Raw genomic sequence first — 14068 nt, 5'->3', positions numbered from 1 at the left:
GATGCGTTCCACGCGACTGATCAGCGCCGTCGATTCGCACACGGAGGGGATGCCGACGCGCGTCGTCACCGGCGGCGTCGGCGTCATCCCCGGTGCGACGATGAACGAGAAACGGCTCCACTTCATGGAGCATCTCGACGACATCCGCCTGTTCCTGATGAACGAGCCACGCGGGCACGCCGCCATGAGCGGCGCGATCCTGCAGCCCCCGACCCGGGAGGACTGCGACTGGGGCGTCGTCTACATCGAGGTCTCCGGCTGCCTGCCGATGTGCGGGCACGGCACCATCGGTGTCGCAACGGTGCTCGTCGAGACCGGCATGGTCGAGGTGATCGAACCGGTCACCACGATCCGGCTCGACACCCCGGCCGGACTGGTCATCGCGCGGGTCGCCGTCAGCGACGGTCACGCCGACTCGGTCACGATCGAGAACGTGCCGAGCTACGTCGACGTGCTCGATGCCAGCATCGAGGTTCCGGGTCTCGGAACGGTTCCATACTCGATGGCATTCGGCGGCAACTTCTACGCGATGGTCGAGCTGGATGCCGTCGGGCTCCCGTTCGACCGGGAACACCAGCAGTCCATCGTGCAGGCCGGGCTTCTGATCATGGACGCCATCAACACCACGGCGCCGCCGAGGCACCCCTCGATCCAGGGCGTCGACCACTGCCACCACGTCGAATTCATCGCACCAGGCTCGGACGCGACGCTCTCCAGACACGCGATGGCGATCCACCCGGGCTGGTTCGACCGCTCCCCGTGTGGGACGGGCACCTCCGCCCGCATGGCCGAGCTCTGGGCGCGCGGGGAGCTGGCCCTGAACACCGACTTCATCAACGAGTCGTTCATCGGCAGCCGGTTCATCGGCCGACTGATCGCCGAGACGGATGTCGCCGGGCGCCCAGCCGTCATCCCGACCATCACCGGGCGGGCGTGGGTGACGGGGATCGGGCAGTACATGCTCGACCCAGCCGACCCGTTCCCCACCGGATTCACCTTCTAGAGCACCGCACGTCCTAGAGCGCCGCACGTCGACCAAGGAGTCACCATGAGCAGCACCGCCACCCACGACCTCGACGCGATCGCGACAGCAGCCGCGGCGGCCGCCGAACCGTTCGCCGCGACGGACCCGCGTGCTCGGGCGGCCGCGATCGTGGCGATCGCCGACGCACTCGCCGGCGCCGCGGACGAACTCGTCGCCATCGCGGAACGCGAGACCGGCCTCAGCGAGGCCAGACTGCGCGGCGAGCTCAACCGCACATGCGTGCAACTGCGCCTCTTCGCCGACACCGTCGTCGACGGCAGCTACCTCGACGTGCGCATCGACCAGGCCGATCCCGGATTCGTGCTCGGCCCACGGCCCGATGTGCGCCGCTACCTCATCCCGCTCGGGCCCGTGCTGAACTTCGCGGCAAGCAACTTCCCCTTCGCCTTCTCCGTCGCCGGTGGCGACACCGCCGCTGCGCTCGCGGCCGGCTGCCCCGTGATCGTCAAGGGGCACTCCGGCCACCCGGAACTCTCCGCCCGCACGGCGCAGATCGTTGCGGAGGTCCTGGATGCCGCCGGGATGCCGCATGGCGTCTTCCAACTCATCAGCGGCCAGCGGGAGGGCGCCACGATGCTCAAGGACCCGCGCGTCAAGGCGGGGTCGTTCACGGGATCGATCGCTGCGGGCCGGATGCTCGCCGACATCGCCGCCGCCCGCCCCGCCCCGATCCCGTTCTTCGGCGAGCTCGGCAGCGTCAACCCGGTCTTCGTCACCCAGGCGGCACTCGACGAACGCGGCACCGGCATCGCCACCGGCCTGGTCGCGAGCGTCGCCGGCTCGGCCGGCCAGCTCTGCACGAAGCCGGGATTCGTCTTCGTGCCGGCCGGGCACGGGCTCGACGCCGTGATCGCGGATGCCGCGGCATCCGTTCCGGAGCACCGCATGCTCAACCAGCGGATCGCGGCCGGCTTTGTCGAGCGCCGCTCAGCGATCCTGGCGGCGCCCGGCGTTCGCGCGGTCGCCGCAGGAGCCGTGCGCATCGACGATGACGGCCACGGCTGGGCGACACCGAGCATCGTCGCCGTCTCACTCGCCGACCTCATCGCGGGCCGGGACGAGCTCCTGGACGAGTGCTTCGGCCCGCTGTCGATCCTCGTCGAGTACGAGGAGGGCACCGATCTCGCCGCGGTCGTTCCCACACTGTTCGAGGGCAATCTGACGGCCACCGTGCACGCCGGCGACACCGAGGACACCGCGGCGTTGCGTGCGCTCGTGCGCGTTCTGACCGGTCATGCCGGGCGTGTGCTGTTCGGCGGCTGGCCCACCGGTGTCGCGGTGACGCCTGCGATGCAGCACGGCGGCCCGTGGCCGGCGACGACCAACGACTCCAGCACCTCGGTGGGCACGGCGGCGATCGGCAGATTCCTGCGCCCCGTCGCCTACCAGGGTGCCGCAGAGCACCTGCTCCCGGAGCCGCTGCGCTCGGCCAACCCGTGGAACGTGCCGCAGCGCCTCGCGCCGATGGGAGAGTCCGACGGTTGGGGAGCCGCTTCGCGCTGAACCACAGCTGACGCCGGCTCCGTATCCGAATCGTGACCGACGAGCGGGGGCCGGCTCTTCCGCTCTCTGCATGCAGTATGTAACATGTCACACAGCAGACTCAGCACCACCACACGGGGCGCAGAACTCGGCGCCCGATCCGACGATCCACTGACGTATCCCGGAAGGAACACCATGACCAAGCACGGACAACCACGAGCAGCTCGTAGGCTCGTTCCCCTCGCCCTCGCGGCAACCGCCGCCCTGATCCTCTCCGGCTGCGCCGGTGGACTCGGGCAGGACACCGGCGGTGGGGACAGCGCGGAGGGCACCATCAAGCTCGGCATGCTCGCACCGTTCTCCGGGTCGGAGTCGGCGTTCGGCGTCTACATGGAGAACGGCGGCCAGCTCGCGGTCGATGAGATCAACGCGGCAGGCGGCATCGACGGCCGCGAACTCGAACTGATCACCGAGGATGACGCCTGCGATGCGACCGCCTCCGTCGCCGCCGCCAACAAGCTCGTCACCCAGGGCATCGTCGCCTCGGTCGGCGGCTACTGCTCCGGCGCGACCCTGCCGACCCTGCCGATCTTCAACGACGCCGGCATCCCCATGGTGATCCCGGCCGCGAACTCGAACAAGCTCGTCGACGCCGGCCTCGACACGGTGTTCCTGATCAACGGAACCGGGACCCAGCAGGCCGCGGCGACGCTGCAGTACGCGCTCAAGTCGGGTGCGAGCAAGGTCGCCGTGCTCAACGACAACACCGACTACTCCAAGGACCTCGCGACGTCCTTCGTCAACCAGGCCACGGAGGAGGGCACTCTGGAGATCGTCCTCGACCAGTCGGTCACGCCCGGCGAGAAGGACTACTCGGCGAACGTGAACAACGTGATGAACTCCAACCCGGATTTCGTCGTGTGGACCGGGTACTACCAGGAGGGCGCCCTCATCACGCGCCAGCTGATCGATGCCGGCTACACCGGCCCGATCCTCGTCGGTGACGGCAGCGTCGACAAGAAGTTCGCCGAGATCGCCGGCCCCGGCTACACCGACACCGTGGTGGGCACCTTCACGCAGACGCCCGACATGCTCGAGGGCGCTGGCGACTGGATCGCCTCGTACTCCGAGGCATTCGGCGCAGACCCCGGCCCGTACTCGACCCAGTCCTACGACGCCGTGCGCGTCATGGCAGAGGCCATCACGAATGCCGGCTCGACCGAGACGGATGCCGTCGTCGCCGCGCTGCGCGAGCTCGACGGGTTCCCGATCTTCTCCGGACCGCTCACCTTCACGGAGGAGGGCACCCTCAGCGAGGGCGGCTTCGCCATCGTGCAGATCGGCCCCGACGGCACCTTCGTGCTGAAGGACGACCTCCAGAACTAACCGTCCGCGTGCGGGCGCGGCGACGGCGCCGCGCCCGCACCCAGCAGTGAGGATCGCCCTTCGTGATTGACTTCTTCAGCGACCAGCTGTTCCAGCTGGTGTGGAACGGCCTGTTCGTCGGCTCGTTCTACGCGCTCGTGGCCCTCGGCTACAGCATGGTCTACGGCATCATCAAACTCCTGAACTTCGCCCACGGCGACATCTACATGCTCGGCTCGTTCATCGCCTTCGTCGTGCTCGGCGGGGCGGTCGGCCTCCTCGGAACGGCGTCGCTGCCGATCCTGTTGCTCGTGCTGCTCATCACCATGCTGCTCACCGGCGGCATCGGCGTCCTGATTGAGCGGGTGGCGTACAAGCCGCTGCGCTCGAGCCCCCGGCTGGCGGTGCTGATCACCGCCGTCGGGGTGTCGTTCACGATCGAGTACGGCGTGCGTCTGATCTTCGGCGCGGAGCCCAAGGTCTTCCCGTTCCGGATGGGCGGCGAGACGTTCTCGATCCTCGGCGGCCGGATCTCTCTGCCGCAGGTGGTGTTAATGCTGATCGCCGGCGGTCTGATGTGGGTGCTGCAGGCGTACATCATGCGCTCCCGTGAGGGCCGGGCGATGCGCGCCATCGCGCTGGACCCGCGGGCATCCCTGCTGATGGGCGTCAACGTCGACCGGGTGATCTCGCGCACCTTCTTCATCGGCTCGGCCCTCGCCGGCGCCGCCGGGGTCATGGCGGGCGCGTACTACGGCTCCATCGACTTCTTGATGGGCTTCACCATCGGACTCAAGGCCTTCACGGCCGCCGTCATCGGCGGAATCGGAAACCTCTACGGCGCCATGCTCGGCGGGCTCGTGCTCGGGCTGCTCGAGTCCTTCGGCACCTTCGTGCTCGGCGGCGAGTGGCGCGATGTGTTCACCTTCGCCTGCCTGATCCTGTTCCTCTCGATACGACCAACCGGCATCCTCGGCGCCCGCGTCGTGGAAAGGATGTGATCGCGTGACCGACAAGACCGTGCTCCCGCGGCTGGACCGCCTCTCCCGCATCACGGCGCCCCTGCCGATGCGCGAGCGCCCGCCGGCGCTCAGCGGCCTGCTGGCGCCGAAGCGATTCATGAGCATGCTCGGCCTGGTGCTCTTCCTCTGCGCTCTCCTGCTTCCCTTCATCACCGCCTCGCCGTACGTGATCTCGATCCTCACCTCCGCGTTCATCTACGTGATGATCGCGATGGGGCTGAACGTCGTCGTCGGCTACGCCGGGCTGCTCGACCTGGGCTACATCGCCTTCGTCGCCGTCGGCGCGTACACCTCCGGCATCCTCTCCACCCAGTTCGGTTTCAGCATGCTGGAGACGGTCCCGTTCGTGATCCTCGCCTGCATCATCGCGGGGCTGATCATCGGCGGTCCGACGCTGCGGCTGCGCTCCGACTACCTCGCGATCGTCACCCTCGGCTTCGGCGAGATCATCCGCATCACGGCGACCAACCTCGAGCTGACCGGGGGTGCCAGCGGAATCCACGGCATCCCGACCTGGGAGTTCTTCGGCTGGTCGTTCGCGGATGGCATCGAACTCGGCGGCATCTTCTTCAGCGCCAAGGTGCTCTTCTACTACTTCGTCGTGTTCGTGGCACTCGGCGTCGCCACCGTCGGTGCGGCGCGGCTGGCCAGCGGCAAGCTCGGTCGGGCGTGGAAGTCGGTGCGCGACGACGAGGACGCCTCGGAGGCGATGGGCATCAACGGCTACAAGGCCAAGCTTTCCGCCTACGTGATCGGCGCGGTCTGGGGCGGAGTCGCCGGTTCCCTGCTCGCGACCCACCTGAGCGCGATCTCGCCGCCGAGCTTCGAGTTCCTCTACTCGGCGCTCGTGCTCATGGCCGTCGTGCTCGGCGGAATGGGATCGACCCCCGGTGTCATCATCGGTGCGCTCTTCGTCTCACTCGCTCCCGAGTTCCTCCGCGACTTCGCGGAGTGGCGCTACCTGATCTTCGGTGTGCTGCTCGTCGTCGTCATGATCTTCCGGCCCGCCGGTCTCTGGCCGGCGAACTACGTGCTGCCGTTCCTCAAGAAGCGCGTCGTCGAACCCGTGCCGACCACGAACATCCCCTGGGCTGCGGTGTCCAAGGCGGATGTCGCCGCCGCCGAGGCGGAGCTGGACGCCACCGCGCCCCAGCCACCGGCTGCACCGTCGGCGGAACAGAGCCCTGCATCCGATCCGGGTGCCACCGATCACGGGAGCCGGCCATGACACAGCTGACAGAGACCCAGCCGAGCGACGCTGCCCAGCGGGGCGAGCTGCTGCTCTCCGTGCGCGATCTGGCCGTGCAGTTCGGCGGCGTGCGCGCCGTCGACGGGCTGAGCTTCGATGTGCACGAGGGCGAGATCGTCTCGGTGATCGGGCCGAACGGGGCGGGCAAGACCAGCGCATTCAACTGCATCACGGGCTTCTACCGCCCCAACGCCGGCCGCGTGCTCTTCGGCGGCGAGGACATCACCAGGGTGCGCCCGTCGACCATCACCATGAACGGCATGGCGCGCACCTTCCAGAACCTCCGCCTGTTCTCGGACATGAGCGTTCTCGATAATGTGAAGACGGCGATGCACAGCAGGATCCGCCAGAACGTGTTCGACCAGCTCCTGCATAACCGGCGCTACCGGGCGAGCGAGCAGAGGTGCACGCTCGACGCCCGCGGCTGGCTCGACTTTGTCGGCTTCCGCGGCGACGAGGAGCTCTTCGTCACCCAACTGCCATACGGTGAGCAGCGCCGCGTCGAGATCGCCCGCGCCCTTGCGTCGCAACCGCGGCTGTTGCTGCTCGACGAGCCCGGCGCCGGTCTCAACCATCAGGAGAAGGCCGAGCTGATGGTGCTGATCCGGCGGATTCAGCAGCTCGGGGTCGGGATCGTGCTGATCGAGCACGACATGGGCCTCGTGATGGAGGTGTCGGAGCGCATCGTCGTGCTCAACTTCGGCAAGGAGATCGCCGACGGAACACCCGTCGAGATCAAGAACAACCCGGCTGTCATCGAGGCCTACCTCGGAGCGGAGGAGACGGAATGAGCGTGCTCGTGCTCGACCAGGTCGAGCTGTTCTACCACAGGGTGCAGGCGCTGCGCGGGCTCAGCATCGAGGTGCACGAGGGTGAGATCGTCGCCCTGCTCGGCAACAACGGCGCGGGCAAGACTTCAACGCTGTCGATGATCTCCGGCCTCGTGCGCCCGCGCTCCGGCACGGTGCGCTGGGGCGACGCCGACCTCACCGCGATGAACCCGTGGGACATCGTCGGCGCCGGGCTGCTGCACATCCCGGAGGGCAGGCGCATCTTCTCCACGATGACGGTGCACGAGAATCTGCTCATCGGCGGCTACCTCGTCGCCGACCAGAAGCTCGTGCTCGATCGCATCGAGCAGGCCTACGCGTTGATGCCGCGCCTGGCCGAGCGCAGGGCGCAACAGGGCGGAACACTCTCCGGTGGTGAGCAGCAGATGCTCGCCCTCGGCCGCGCCCTCGTCGGAGGGCCGAAGCTCCTACTTCTCGACGAACCGTCGATGGGGCTGGCCCCGCTCGTCGTGAAACAGGTGATGGAGATCATCTCCGCCGTCAAGGCGCAGGGCACGACCGTGCTGCTCGTCGAGCAGAACGCGCGCGCCGCGCTGCGGATCGCCGACCGCGCCTACGTGCTCGAAAGCGGAGCCGTGACGATGTCGGGGCCGGCGGCCGAGCTCGCCGCCGACCCGCGCGTGATCGAGGCCTACCTCGGCGCCTGAACGGTGTCGGCGTGCGCGGCGGGAAGGCGCCGGAACACCTCGGCGGCGACAACCAGATCCTGCCAGCCCTGCCCGACGCTCTTGAAGACGCGCGGGCGGGGGCGGCCCGGCTGCGCCCGCCCCGTCACGAGTTCGGCGAGGGGCACGAGCGCGGCGGCATCCAGCACGCCCTCGTTCAGCGGCACGATGATGTCACCCGGCTCTCGCAGGGCGGTCGCCCGATCCTCGACGACGACCTGACTGCGGGCCATCAGGGCGGAGTCGAGCTCGCGCATCGTCGGCTCGTGCGAGCCGACCGCGATCACGCACGCGTCGTCCCGCACCAGCGCGCCGTCAAACACGGGTTCGCTCGCGGTCGTCGCGCAGACGATGAGGGGCGCGGATGCCACGGCGGAGGCGTCACCGACCGTGGCGAGCAGGCCGTCGGCACGCAGTCGCGCGGCCAGTGCCTCGGCGCGGCCGGCGTGACGGGCCACGATCGTCACCCGTTCCAGCGGGCGCACGGCCCGGAGCGCCTGCACGTGCCCCAACGCCTGAGGGCCGGAGCCGAACACCACCAGCTCGGCCGCGCCGGGCTCCGCGAGGTACGAGGCGGCGACCGCGGAGACGGCCGGGGTGCGCAGAGTGGTGATGGCGGTGCCGTCGACGAGGGCCAGCGGGCTCAGCGTCTCCGAATCCATCAGCAGGTAGACCGCCTGAATGCGTTCGAGACCGCGGTCGGGGTTGCCGGGCGCGACGGACGCCAGCTTGACCCCGGCGAAGCCCGCGCCCTCGGCCGGCATGAGCAGGAGCTGGCCGTTCTGCACATCGACGATGCTGCGCGGCGATCCGGCGGCCGGGTCGAGGCCGGCACGCAGCGCCGCGTCGAGGGCGGCGACAGCGCGCCCGAAATCCACGGAGGCGAAGACCTCACCGGCCGAGACGAATCGGGGTGCGGCGCTCATCGCAGCACGAACCCCGTGCCGAGCTCATCGTCGGCGTCGAGGACGAAGAGGTGCTCGCCGGTCTTGTGCGCCGAGCCGGTCACCTCAGGCACGACGGTCGCGACGCCGTGGTCCGCGGCTGGTCCGTTCTCGAAGCCGGCCTCGAAGACGGTGCCGACGATGGATTCGTGGCGGAGCGTCTGCTCAGGCAGCAGCGTGCCGTCATCGGCCAGCAGGGCGACGCGGGCGCCGGTTCCCGATCCGCAGGGGGAGCGGTCCACCTCGCCATCGGCGAAGACGGTGACATTGCGCTGGCGCGGGCCGGATGGGGTGGCGGCCAACTCGTCGAAGAGGATCGTGCCGTACACGCCGGAGAGCCGCTCATCGGACGGATGCCTGGCGTGGGCGGAGTCGTTGAGCAACCACTTGACCTCCCGCCCGATGGCGATGAGCTCGGTGTAGTCCTCTGGCGTGACGGCGAGCCCGACGTCGGCGGCGCGCAGCGAGGCGTAGATCGCCCCGCTGTAGCTGAGATCGACGAGCACGTCACCGCGGCTGGTGGAGACGGTCACGCCGCGAGCGATCACATACGACGGCACATTGCGGAACGTCACCCGCGTCGTGCGGCCGCCGACCCTTTCGACCCTGGCGGCGACGCGTCCGGACGGGACGTCGACGGTGACCGTGGTGACCCCGTCATCCGCGGCCTCGACCAGCCCGGACTCGACCGCCCACGCGCCCAGCGCGATGGTGCCGTGCCCGCACGCCGTCGAGAAGCCGTCCTTGTGCCAGAACAACACTCCGAGATCCGCTCCGTCGTCGTCGGGCGGAACGATGAAGCCGCCGTACATGTCGGCGTGGCCGCGCGGCTCGTTGCAGAGCAGGCGTCGGTAGCGGTCGATCTCTTCACTGCGCTGGGCGAAGACCCGCCGCGCTCCGACCGTCTCGCCGGGAATGGCCGGCATCCCGCCGAGGATGATCCGGAACGGCTCGCCGGCCGTGTGGTAGTCGACCGTTCGGACAGAGAGTGATGGCGTCATCGTCATGGCTCAACGATAGCGGCACAATGTGTGACATGGCACTGGGCCACGATGTCGATGTCTCGACGGACGCGCAGAGCGGACTACGCCGCGCTGGCGGCCTTGGCGCGGTGCTTGCGCACCTTGGCGCGGTTGCCGCAGCGCTGCATCGAGCACCACCGCCGGCTGCCGGCGCGCGAGGTGTCGAGGTAGATCAGCGAGCAGTCCTCGGCCGAGCAGCTGCGAATGCGCCCGCCGGCCTCCGGGCCGAACAAGCGCACGGCCTCGCGGGCGAGCGTCGAGAGCGCCTGCTGCGTGCGCACGCTGGCGTGCCCGGCCTGACGGGTGCCGCCGCCGAGGGCAGGGGGTACGTCGGGGGTCGCCGCGAAGAGGTTGACGATGTCGATGTCGGATGCCACCAGCTCCGTGCCGAGCGAGGAGGCGACGGCCAGGCGGGCGATCGAATCGCGGAGGCCCCGCGCATCGTCGAGGTCGCCGGGCCTGGGCGCACCCTGCACGGAGCCGAAACGTTCCGCCAGCCAGGCGATGAGGTTGTCGAGGCTGTGCAGCAGCTCGATTCCGGCACCGGAATCGTCGAGGGGGCCGCCGTCTGCCTGTTCGGCGACGATCGTGCCGGTGTAGGCGAAATCGAGCGCGGCGGAGCCGGAATCGAACCACCAGCGTGTGCCGTCATCCGGGGCCAACCACTGACCCGTGGGGATCACAACACTCGCAACTGCCATGTAACTACGGTATCGGGTTACCCGAGGGTGGCTGAACTCAGCCGCCGGCCTCAGCTGCTTTGGGCAGCGGCGAGGCGTCTGGCGGCCGGCGTGATCACACGGTGCTCCCAGACGATGAGGTTGGCCGTCGAGAAGCCGCGGCCGCAGACACCGCAGGAGAGCTGGCGCACCGGCTTGCGGTAGCGGTAGTGCGTGTGACCCGCCGGGCAGAGGCCGAGCCACGGGGCGAGCTCGTCGGCGATCTCGCCGTGGTGGGTGCGTTCGCCCTCGTAGCCGAGGTCGCGGGCGATCGCCGCCCAGCGTGGGCCGTGCCCGGCCCGGGAGCCGGCCAGCGCGTGCGCGACCTCGTGCAGCAGGATCTGGTGGATCTCGTCGTCGTCGTAGCGGGCGGCGAGATAGCGGGAGACGGTGATGCGCTTGGCGGTGAAATTGCAGAGGCCGGCGCGCTTCTTGGCGTTGTCGAAGCCGAAGCTCCAGACGGCAGGGTTGAGGTGCAGGGCGATGAGCGCATTCGCCCAGTGCCTCACACGTTCGAGATCTGCCATGGCATGAGACTACTGCCGAGCACCGACGCGGCGGAATGCCCGGATTCTTGGAGTTTCAGCGTGCTCAGGCGCTGCGCTCGACGCGGCCGATGAGCGGAACCGTTGCCGCCATCGACTCGGCGATCAGCGACTCGACGACGAGCACGGAGGTGAGCGATGTCTCCATCTGGTCGGCTGGGGCTCCGTGCTTCTCGCGGAGGAAGACCGCGGCTTTGAAGTCGGCGAGGGCGGCGGGCAGGTCGCCGCCGTCGAAGTGCACCTTGCCGCGGTGCTGCCTGGCGAAGGCCTCGATGCGGGTCCACTCGTGGGTGGCGGCATCCTCGGCCACCGCCGTCATCTCGGATTCGGCCTCTGCCAGCTTGCCCTGGAACTGCAGCACCTGCGCGCGGCGCAGCCTGGCCGCCGCGAGATCCTTGCGCTGACCGGTGAAGCGCGTGAGCCGCAGCGCCTCATTAGCGACGTCGAACGCCTCGTCGAGGCGTCCGAGCAGGCGCAGCAGAGACGTGCGTTCGGCCAGAGCGCTGAGGCTGCGCAGCTCGGCGATTTCGGCGAGCCGCTCCGTGGCGGCTGCCGTGTCGACCTTCTCGCGCAGTGTGACGGTGTCGTAGCCAAGAATGATGCTCAGAAGATTATCCAGACGTGCGTCGCGATGCTCTCGCGTGGCGGGGTGTTCCTCTCCACGATAACCCGCGCTTGGCCCACACGCGGGGGCCGCCACGCCCATCGTGCGAGTCGTGTACGCGGCTCAGCCGCCGGCCGGCACCAGCGCGACCTGCCACAGCCGGTCGTCGCCGTCGCTCGGGTCGCCGCGGCCGTCGGTGTTGTTGCTGAGGAACCACAGCGTTCCGTCCGGCCCGGCTGCCACGTCTCGGATGCGCCCGAACGCCCCGGTGAAGAGCGCGGTCGGCGGTTGACCGGCATCCGGCACCCAGCTCCAGAGGCGCTCGCCGCGGAGCGCTGCGATGAAGACGGTGTCGCTGATGACGGTCAGGCCGCTCGGGCTGGCCTCGCTGGTCGACCACTGCAGCACGGGGTCGACGAAGCTCGGGTCGCCGGCCGCGCCCTCGACGACCGGCCAACCGTAGTTGGCGCCCCGCGTGATGAGGTTGAGCTCGTCCCAGGTGTTCTGGCCGAACTCGCTCGCCCAGAGCCGCCCGCGGGAGTCCCAGCCGATGCCTTGCGGGTTGCGATGCCCGATGCTCCAGACCAGGCTGCCGAACGGGTTGTCGCCCGGCACCGCCCCGCTCGGAGTCATCCGCAGGATCTTGCCGCCGAGGCTGTCGGCGTTCTGCGCGTTGGCACTGTCGCCGGCGTCTCCGGCCGTCGCGTAGAGCATGCCGTCGGGGCCGAAGGCGATGCGCCCGCCGTCGTGGTTGGCCGCGCGCGGGATCCCGCTTGTCACCGGCTCCGCTGCCCCGAGGGCCAGCGCGCCGGCCGCGCCCTGCAGCGGCATCCGCACGATGCGATTGTCGGAGTCGCTCGTGAAGTAGGCGTAGATCCAGGTGCCGGACGCCGCGGGTGGCTGCGTGCCTGCGTCGGCCCCGGGTTCGAGTGCCGCGCCGACCGAGCGTGCGGCGAGCCCGAGTAGGCCGCCCTCCCCGCCGGGCGCGACGCCGTCGACGGTTCCGACAACGCGGGTGCTGCCGTCACCCTGCAGCTCCAGGATGTCGCCGGTGTCGCGCTCGCTCAGCAGGGTCGTGCCGTCGGGGATCGCGGTGCCGTCCGTCGTCGTGACCGATGGTGAGGCACCGACGGCGGCCGCCGTCATCCGCAGGATCGACCACGGCGCATCGAGTCCACCCGTCACGGCCCCCGGCTCACCGCTCGGCTGCACGGGAACGAGCACGGGCAGAGCGGATGCCGTCGCGCTCGCGGTCGGCCGCGGCACGGCGCTACTCGGCGCCGGGCTCGGTGCTCGCTCCGGCACGGTCGCCGTGCACCCGCCCAGCACCGCCATGGCCAGCGCCGCAACGAGTACGTGCCGTCCACCGCCCTGCACACTGCCCTGCACACTGCCCTGCACCCTGCCCTGCATCCTGCCCTGCACCGGTCCTCCCACCGTCGGGTCCAGTCTGCGCTCTCGCGCCCACCGAATCCAGAGTCCATTGAGAGCGGTCAAATGGCCGCTTTTCACGGTGTGGAAGCGGCCATTTGACCGCTCTCATCGGAAGTTGCGCAGGCGGGCTAGCGCTTCAGCTGGAAGATCGTGCGCTCCGGCAGCGGTGACGCGATCGCCGTGGCATCCGTCACGACGGTTCCGGCGTTCGCGAAGGCGTCGAGTTCCCTGCCGTCGATCACCTTGGCCGGGTGCGGCCCGCCCGCGAGCAGCCGGGGCAGCCAGTCCGTGTCGATGGGGTTCGGCGCGGCCACGAACACGAAGTTGCCGAAACGGCGGCCCTTGAGCACCTGCGCCTCGGCCATCGCGATCACGTTCGGCAGCACGGAGCGCAACGTCGCCGCCTGCGCCTTGGCGAAGGCGGAGCCGGGACCGTCGGCGATGTTGACCACCATGACGCCGCGCGGCGAGAGCAGGGGTGCTGCGAGGGCGTAGAACTCGCGGCTGGTCACGTGGGCCGGGGTGCGCGCTCCGGAGAAGATGTCGATGACGATGAGGTCGACGGTGCCACGCAGCCCCGGCGGCAGCTTGCCGAGCACCTCGCGGGCATCGCCGTGGCGCACGCGGATCTGAGCCCGCTTCGACCACGGCAGCGCGGAGCGCACGAGGTCGACGAGGTCGCTCTCGATCTCGACGACCTGCTGGCGGGAGCCGGGCCTGGTCGCCTCGACGTAACGGGGGAGGGTGAGTGCGCCGGCGCCGAGGTGCACCGCCGTGATCGGTTCACCCGGGTCGCCGATCAGGTCGATCACGTGGCCCATGCGCTGGATGTACTCGAAGAACAGTTCGCTGGGGTCCTCCATGTTCACGTGGGACTGCGGTGTCCCGTCGACAACGAGCTGGTAGGCGCCCTCGACGTAGGAATCGGGGGTGATCTCGGCTCTGTGCCCGCTGAGGGCGAGCTTCACGCTCGGGATGTCGTCGTTGCCGCGCCGTGAACTCATGTGTCCAGCGTAACGAGGCCGCGACGCGCCGTTATACCGGAGAATCGAAATCAGGTCAAGATTTGGCTGGACACGGCGCGTCAAAAGCCGTATGCTTGTTCTTTGCGCTCCCAGACA

Annotated in this window: 14 protein-coding genes; 7 read left to right on the top strand and 7 right to left on the bottom strand. The window is 69.4% G+C overall.

From position 1 onward, the window contains the following. Position 1: 1 nt before the first annotated feature. The 7 genes from ASC66_RS03870 to ASC66_RS03840 all read left to right on the top strand — a co-directional run bounded on the left by ASC66_RS03870 (position 2) and on the right by ASC66_RS03840 (position 7661). Positions 2-1003 (top strand): proline racemase family protein, encoded by a 1002-nt coding sequence (locus tag ASC66_RS03870; protein ID WP_055834863.1) that lies wholly within the window; start codon positions 2-4, stop codon positions 1001-1003. A gap of 45 nt (positions 1004-1048) precedes the next feature. After that, a complete protein-coding gene (locus tag ASC66_RS03865; protein WP_055834860.1) occupies positions 1049-2548 on the top strand; it encodes an aldehyde dehydrogenase (NADP(+)) in 1500 nt (499 codons plus the stop codon). Between the two features lie 174 nt (positions 2549-2722). Continuing rightward, positions 2723-3913: a branched-chain amino acid ABC transporter substrate-binding protein gene (locus ASC66_RS03860; RefSeq protein ID WP_055834857.1), complete on the top strand. Its 1191-nt coding sequence runs from the start codon at positions 2723-2725 to the stop codon at positions 3911-3913. A 62-nt stretch (positions 3914-3975) separates the two neighbouring features. Further along, positions 3976-4893, top strand: a complete 918-nt coding sequence (locus ASC66_RS03855) for a branched-chain amino acid ABC transporter permease (RefSeq protein WP_235496665.1) — start codon at positions 3976-3978, stop codon at positions 4891-4893. Positions 4894-4897: 4 nt separating this feature from the next. Then, a complete protein-coding gene (locus tag ASC66_RS03850; protein WP_235496664.1) occupies positions 4898-6142 on the top strand; it encodes a branched-chain amino acid ABC transporter permease in 1245 nt (414 codons plus the stop codon). Then, on the top strand, positions 6139-6954 hold the full coding sequence (locus ASC66_RS03845) for an ABC transporter ATP-binding protein (RefSeq protein WP_055834855.1): 816 nt from the start codon (positions 6139-6141) through the stop codon (positions 6952-6954). Before ASC66_RS03850 ends, ASC66_RS03845 begins: the two co-directional genes overlap by 4 nt. Continuing rightward, positions 6951-7661, top strand: a complete 711-nt coding sequence (locus ASC66_RS03840; protein ID WP_055834841.1) for an ABC transporter ATP-binding protein — start codon at positions 6951-6953, stop codon at positions 7659-7661. Before ASC66_RS03845 ends, ASC66_RS03840 begins: the two co-directional genes overlap by 4 nt. Here the strand turns inward: ASC66_RS03840 and ASC66_RS03835 are convergent. The 7 genes from ASC66_RS03835 to ASC66_RS03805 form a co-directional block, all read right to left on the bottom strand. Continuing rightward, on the bottom strand, positions 7646-8605 hold the full coding sequence (locus ASC66_RS03835) for an ornithine cyclodeaminase family protein (protein WP_055834838.1): 960 nt from the start codon (positions 8603-8605) through the stop codon (positions 7646-7648). The two genes, ASC66_RS03840 and ASC66_RS03835, sit on opposite strands and share 16 nt — an antisense overlap. Next, positions 8602-9630, bottom strand: coding sequence for a proline racemase family protein (locus tag ASC66_RS03830; protein ID WP_055834834.1), 1029 nt, complete (start codon positions 9628-9630; stop codon positions 8602-8604). The genes ASC66_RS03835 and ASC66_RS03830 overlap by 4 nt, the downstream gene beginning before the upstream one ends. Before the next feature lie 77 nt (positions 9631-9707). Continuing rightward, the gene (locus ASC66_RS03825) at positions 9708-10346 is read right to left on the bottom strand and encodes a CGNR zinc finger domain-containing protein (RefSeq protein ID WP_055834831.1); all 639 of its coding nucleotides are present in this window, start codon (positions 10344-10346) and stop codon (positions 9708-9710) included. 50 nt (positions 10347-10396) lie between these two features. Continuing rightward, complete coding sequence (locus tag ASC66_RS03820; RefSeq protein ID WP_055834828.1) at positions 10397-10891, bottom strand: SprT-like domain-containing protein; 495 nt, start codon at positions 10889-10891, stop codon at positions 10397-10399. A 64-nt stretch (positions 10892-10955) separates the two neighbouring features. Next, positions 10956-11615 (bottom strand): tetratricopeptide repeat protein, encoded by a 660-nt coding sequence (locus tag ASC66_RS03815; protein ID WP_235496662.1) that lies wholly within the window; start codon positions 11613-11615, stop codon positions 10956-10958. A 21-nt stretch (positions 11616-11636) separates the two neighbouring features. After that, a complete protein-coding gene (locus tag ASC66_RS03810) occupies positions 11637-12848 on the bottom strand; it encodes a PQQ-dependent sugar dehydrogenase (RefSeq protein ID WP_502691572.1) in 1212 nt (403 codons plus the stop codon). A gap of 227 nt (positions 12849-13075) precedes the next feature. Beyond that, on the bottom strand, positions 13076-13951 hold the full coding sequence (locus ASC66_RS03805) for a spermidine synthase (protein ID WP_055834823.1): 876 nt from the start codon (positions 13949-13951) through the stop codon (positions 13076-13078). Positions 13952-14068: the final 117 nt, after the last annotated feature.

The sequence above is a fragment of the Leifsonia sp. Root4 genome (assembly GCF_001425085.1).
In the GTDB taxonomy this organism is placed as follows: Bacteria; Actinomycetota; Actinomycetes; order Actinomycetales; family Microbacteriaceae; genus Microterricola.
This window is presented reverse-complemented; position numbering and strand designations above follow the sequence as displayed.

Coding starts and splice junctions, on each gene's coding strand:
- ASC66_RS03870 (WP_055834863.1), top strand. CDS start 2: ATGCGTTCCACGCGACTGATCAGCGCCGTCGATTCGCACACGGAGGGG.
- ASC66_RS03865 (WP_055834860.1), top strand. CDS start 1,049: ATGAGCAGCACCGCCACCCACGACCTCGACGCGATCGCGACAGCAGCC.
- ASC66_RS03860 (WP_055834857.1), top strand. CDS start 2,723: ATGACCAAGCACGGACAACCACGAGCAGCTCGTAGGCTCGTTCCCCTC.
- ASC66_RS03845 (WP_055834855.1), top strand. CDS start 6,139: ATGACACAGCTGACAGAGACCCAGCCGAGCGACGCTGCCCAGCGGGGC.
- ASC66_RS03840 (WP_055834841.1), top strand. CDS start 6,951: ATGAGCGTGCTCGTGCTCGACCAGGTCGAGCTGTTCTACCACAGGGTG.
- ASC66_RS03835 (WP_055834838.1), bottom strand. CDS start 8,605: ATGAGCGCCGCACCCCGATTCGTCTCGGCCGGTGAGGTCTTCGCCTCC.
- ASC66_RS03830 (WP_055834834.1), bottom strand. CDS start 9,630: ATGACGATGACGCCATCACTCTCTGTCCGAACGGTCGACTACCACACG.
- ASC66_RS03825 (WP_055834831.1), bottom strand. CDS start 10,346: ATGGCAGTTGCGAGTGTTGTGATCCCCACGGGTCAGTGGTTGGCCCCG.
- ASC66_RS03820 (WP_055834828.1), bottom strand. CDS start 10,891: ATGGCAGATCTCGAACGTGTGAGGCACTGGGCGAATGCGCTCATCGCC.
- ASC66_RS03815 (WP_235496662.1), bottom strand. CDS start 11,615: ATGGGCGTGGCGGCCCCCGCGTGTGGGCCAAGCGCGGGTTATCGTGGA.
- ASC66_RS03810 (WP_502691572.1), bottom strand. CDS start 12,848: ATGGCGGTGCTGGGCGGGTGCACGGCGACCGTGCCGGAGCGAGCACCG.
- ASC66_RS03805 (WP_055834823.1), bottom strand. CDS start 13,951: ATGAGTTCACGGCGCGGCAACGACGACATCCCGAGCGTGAAGCTCGCC.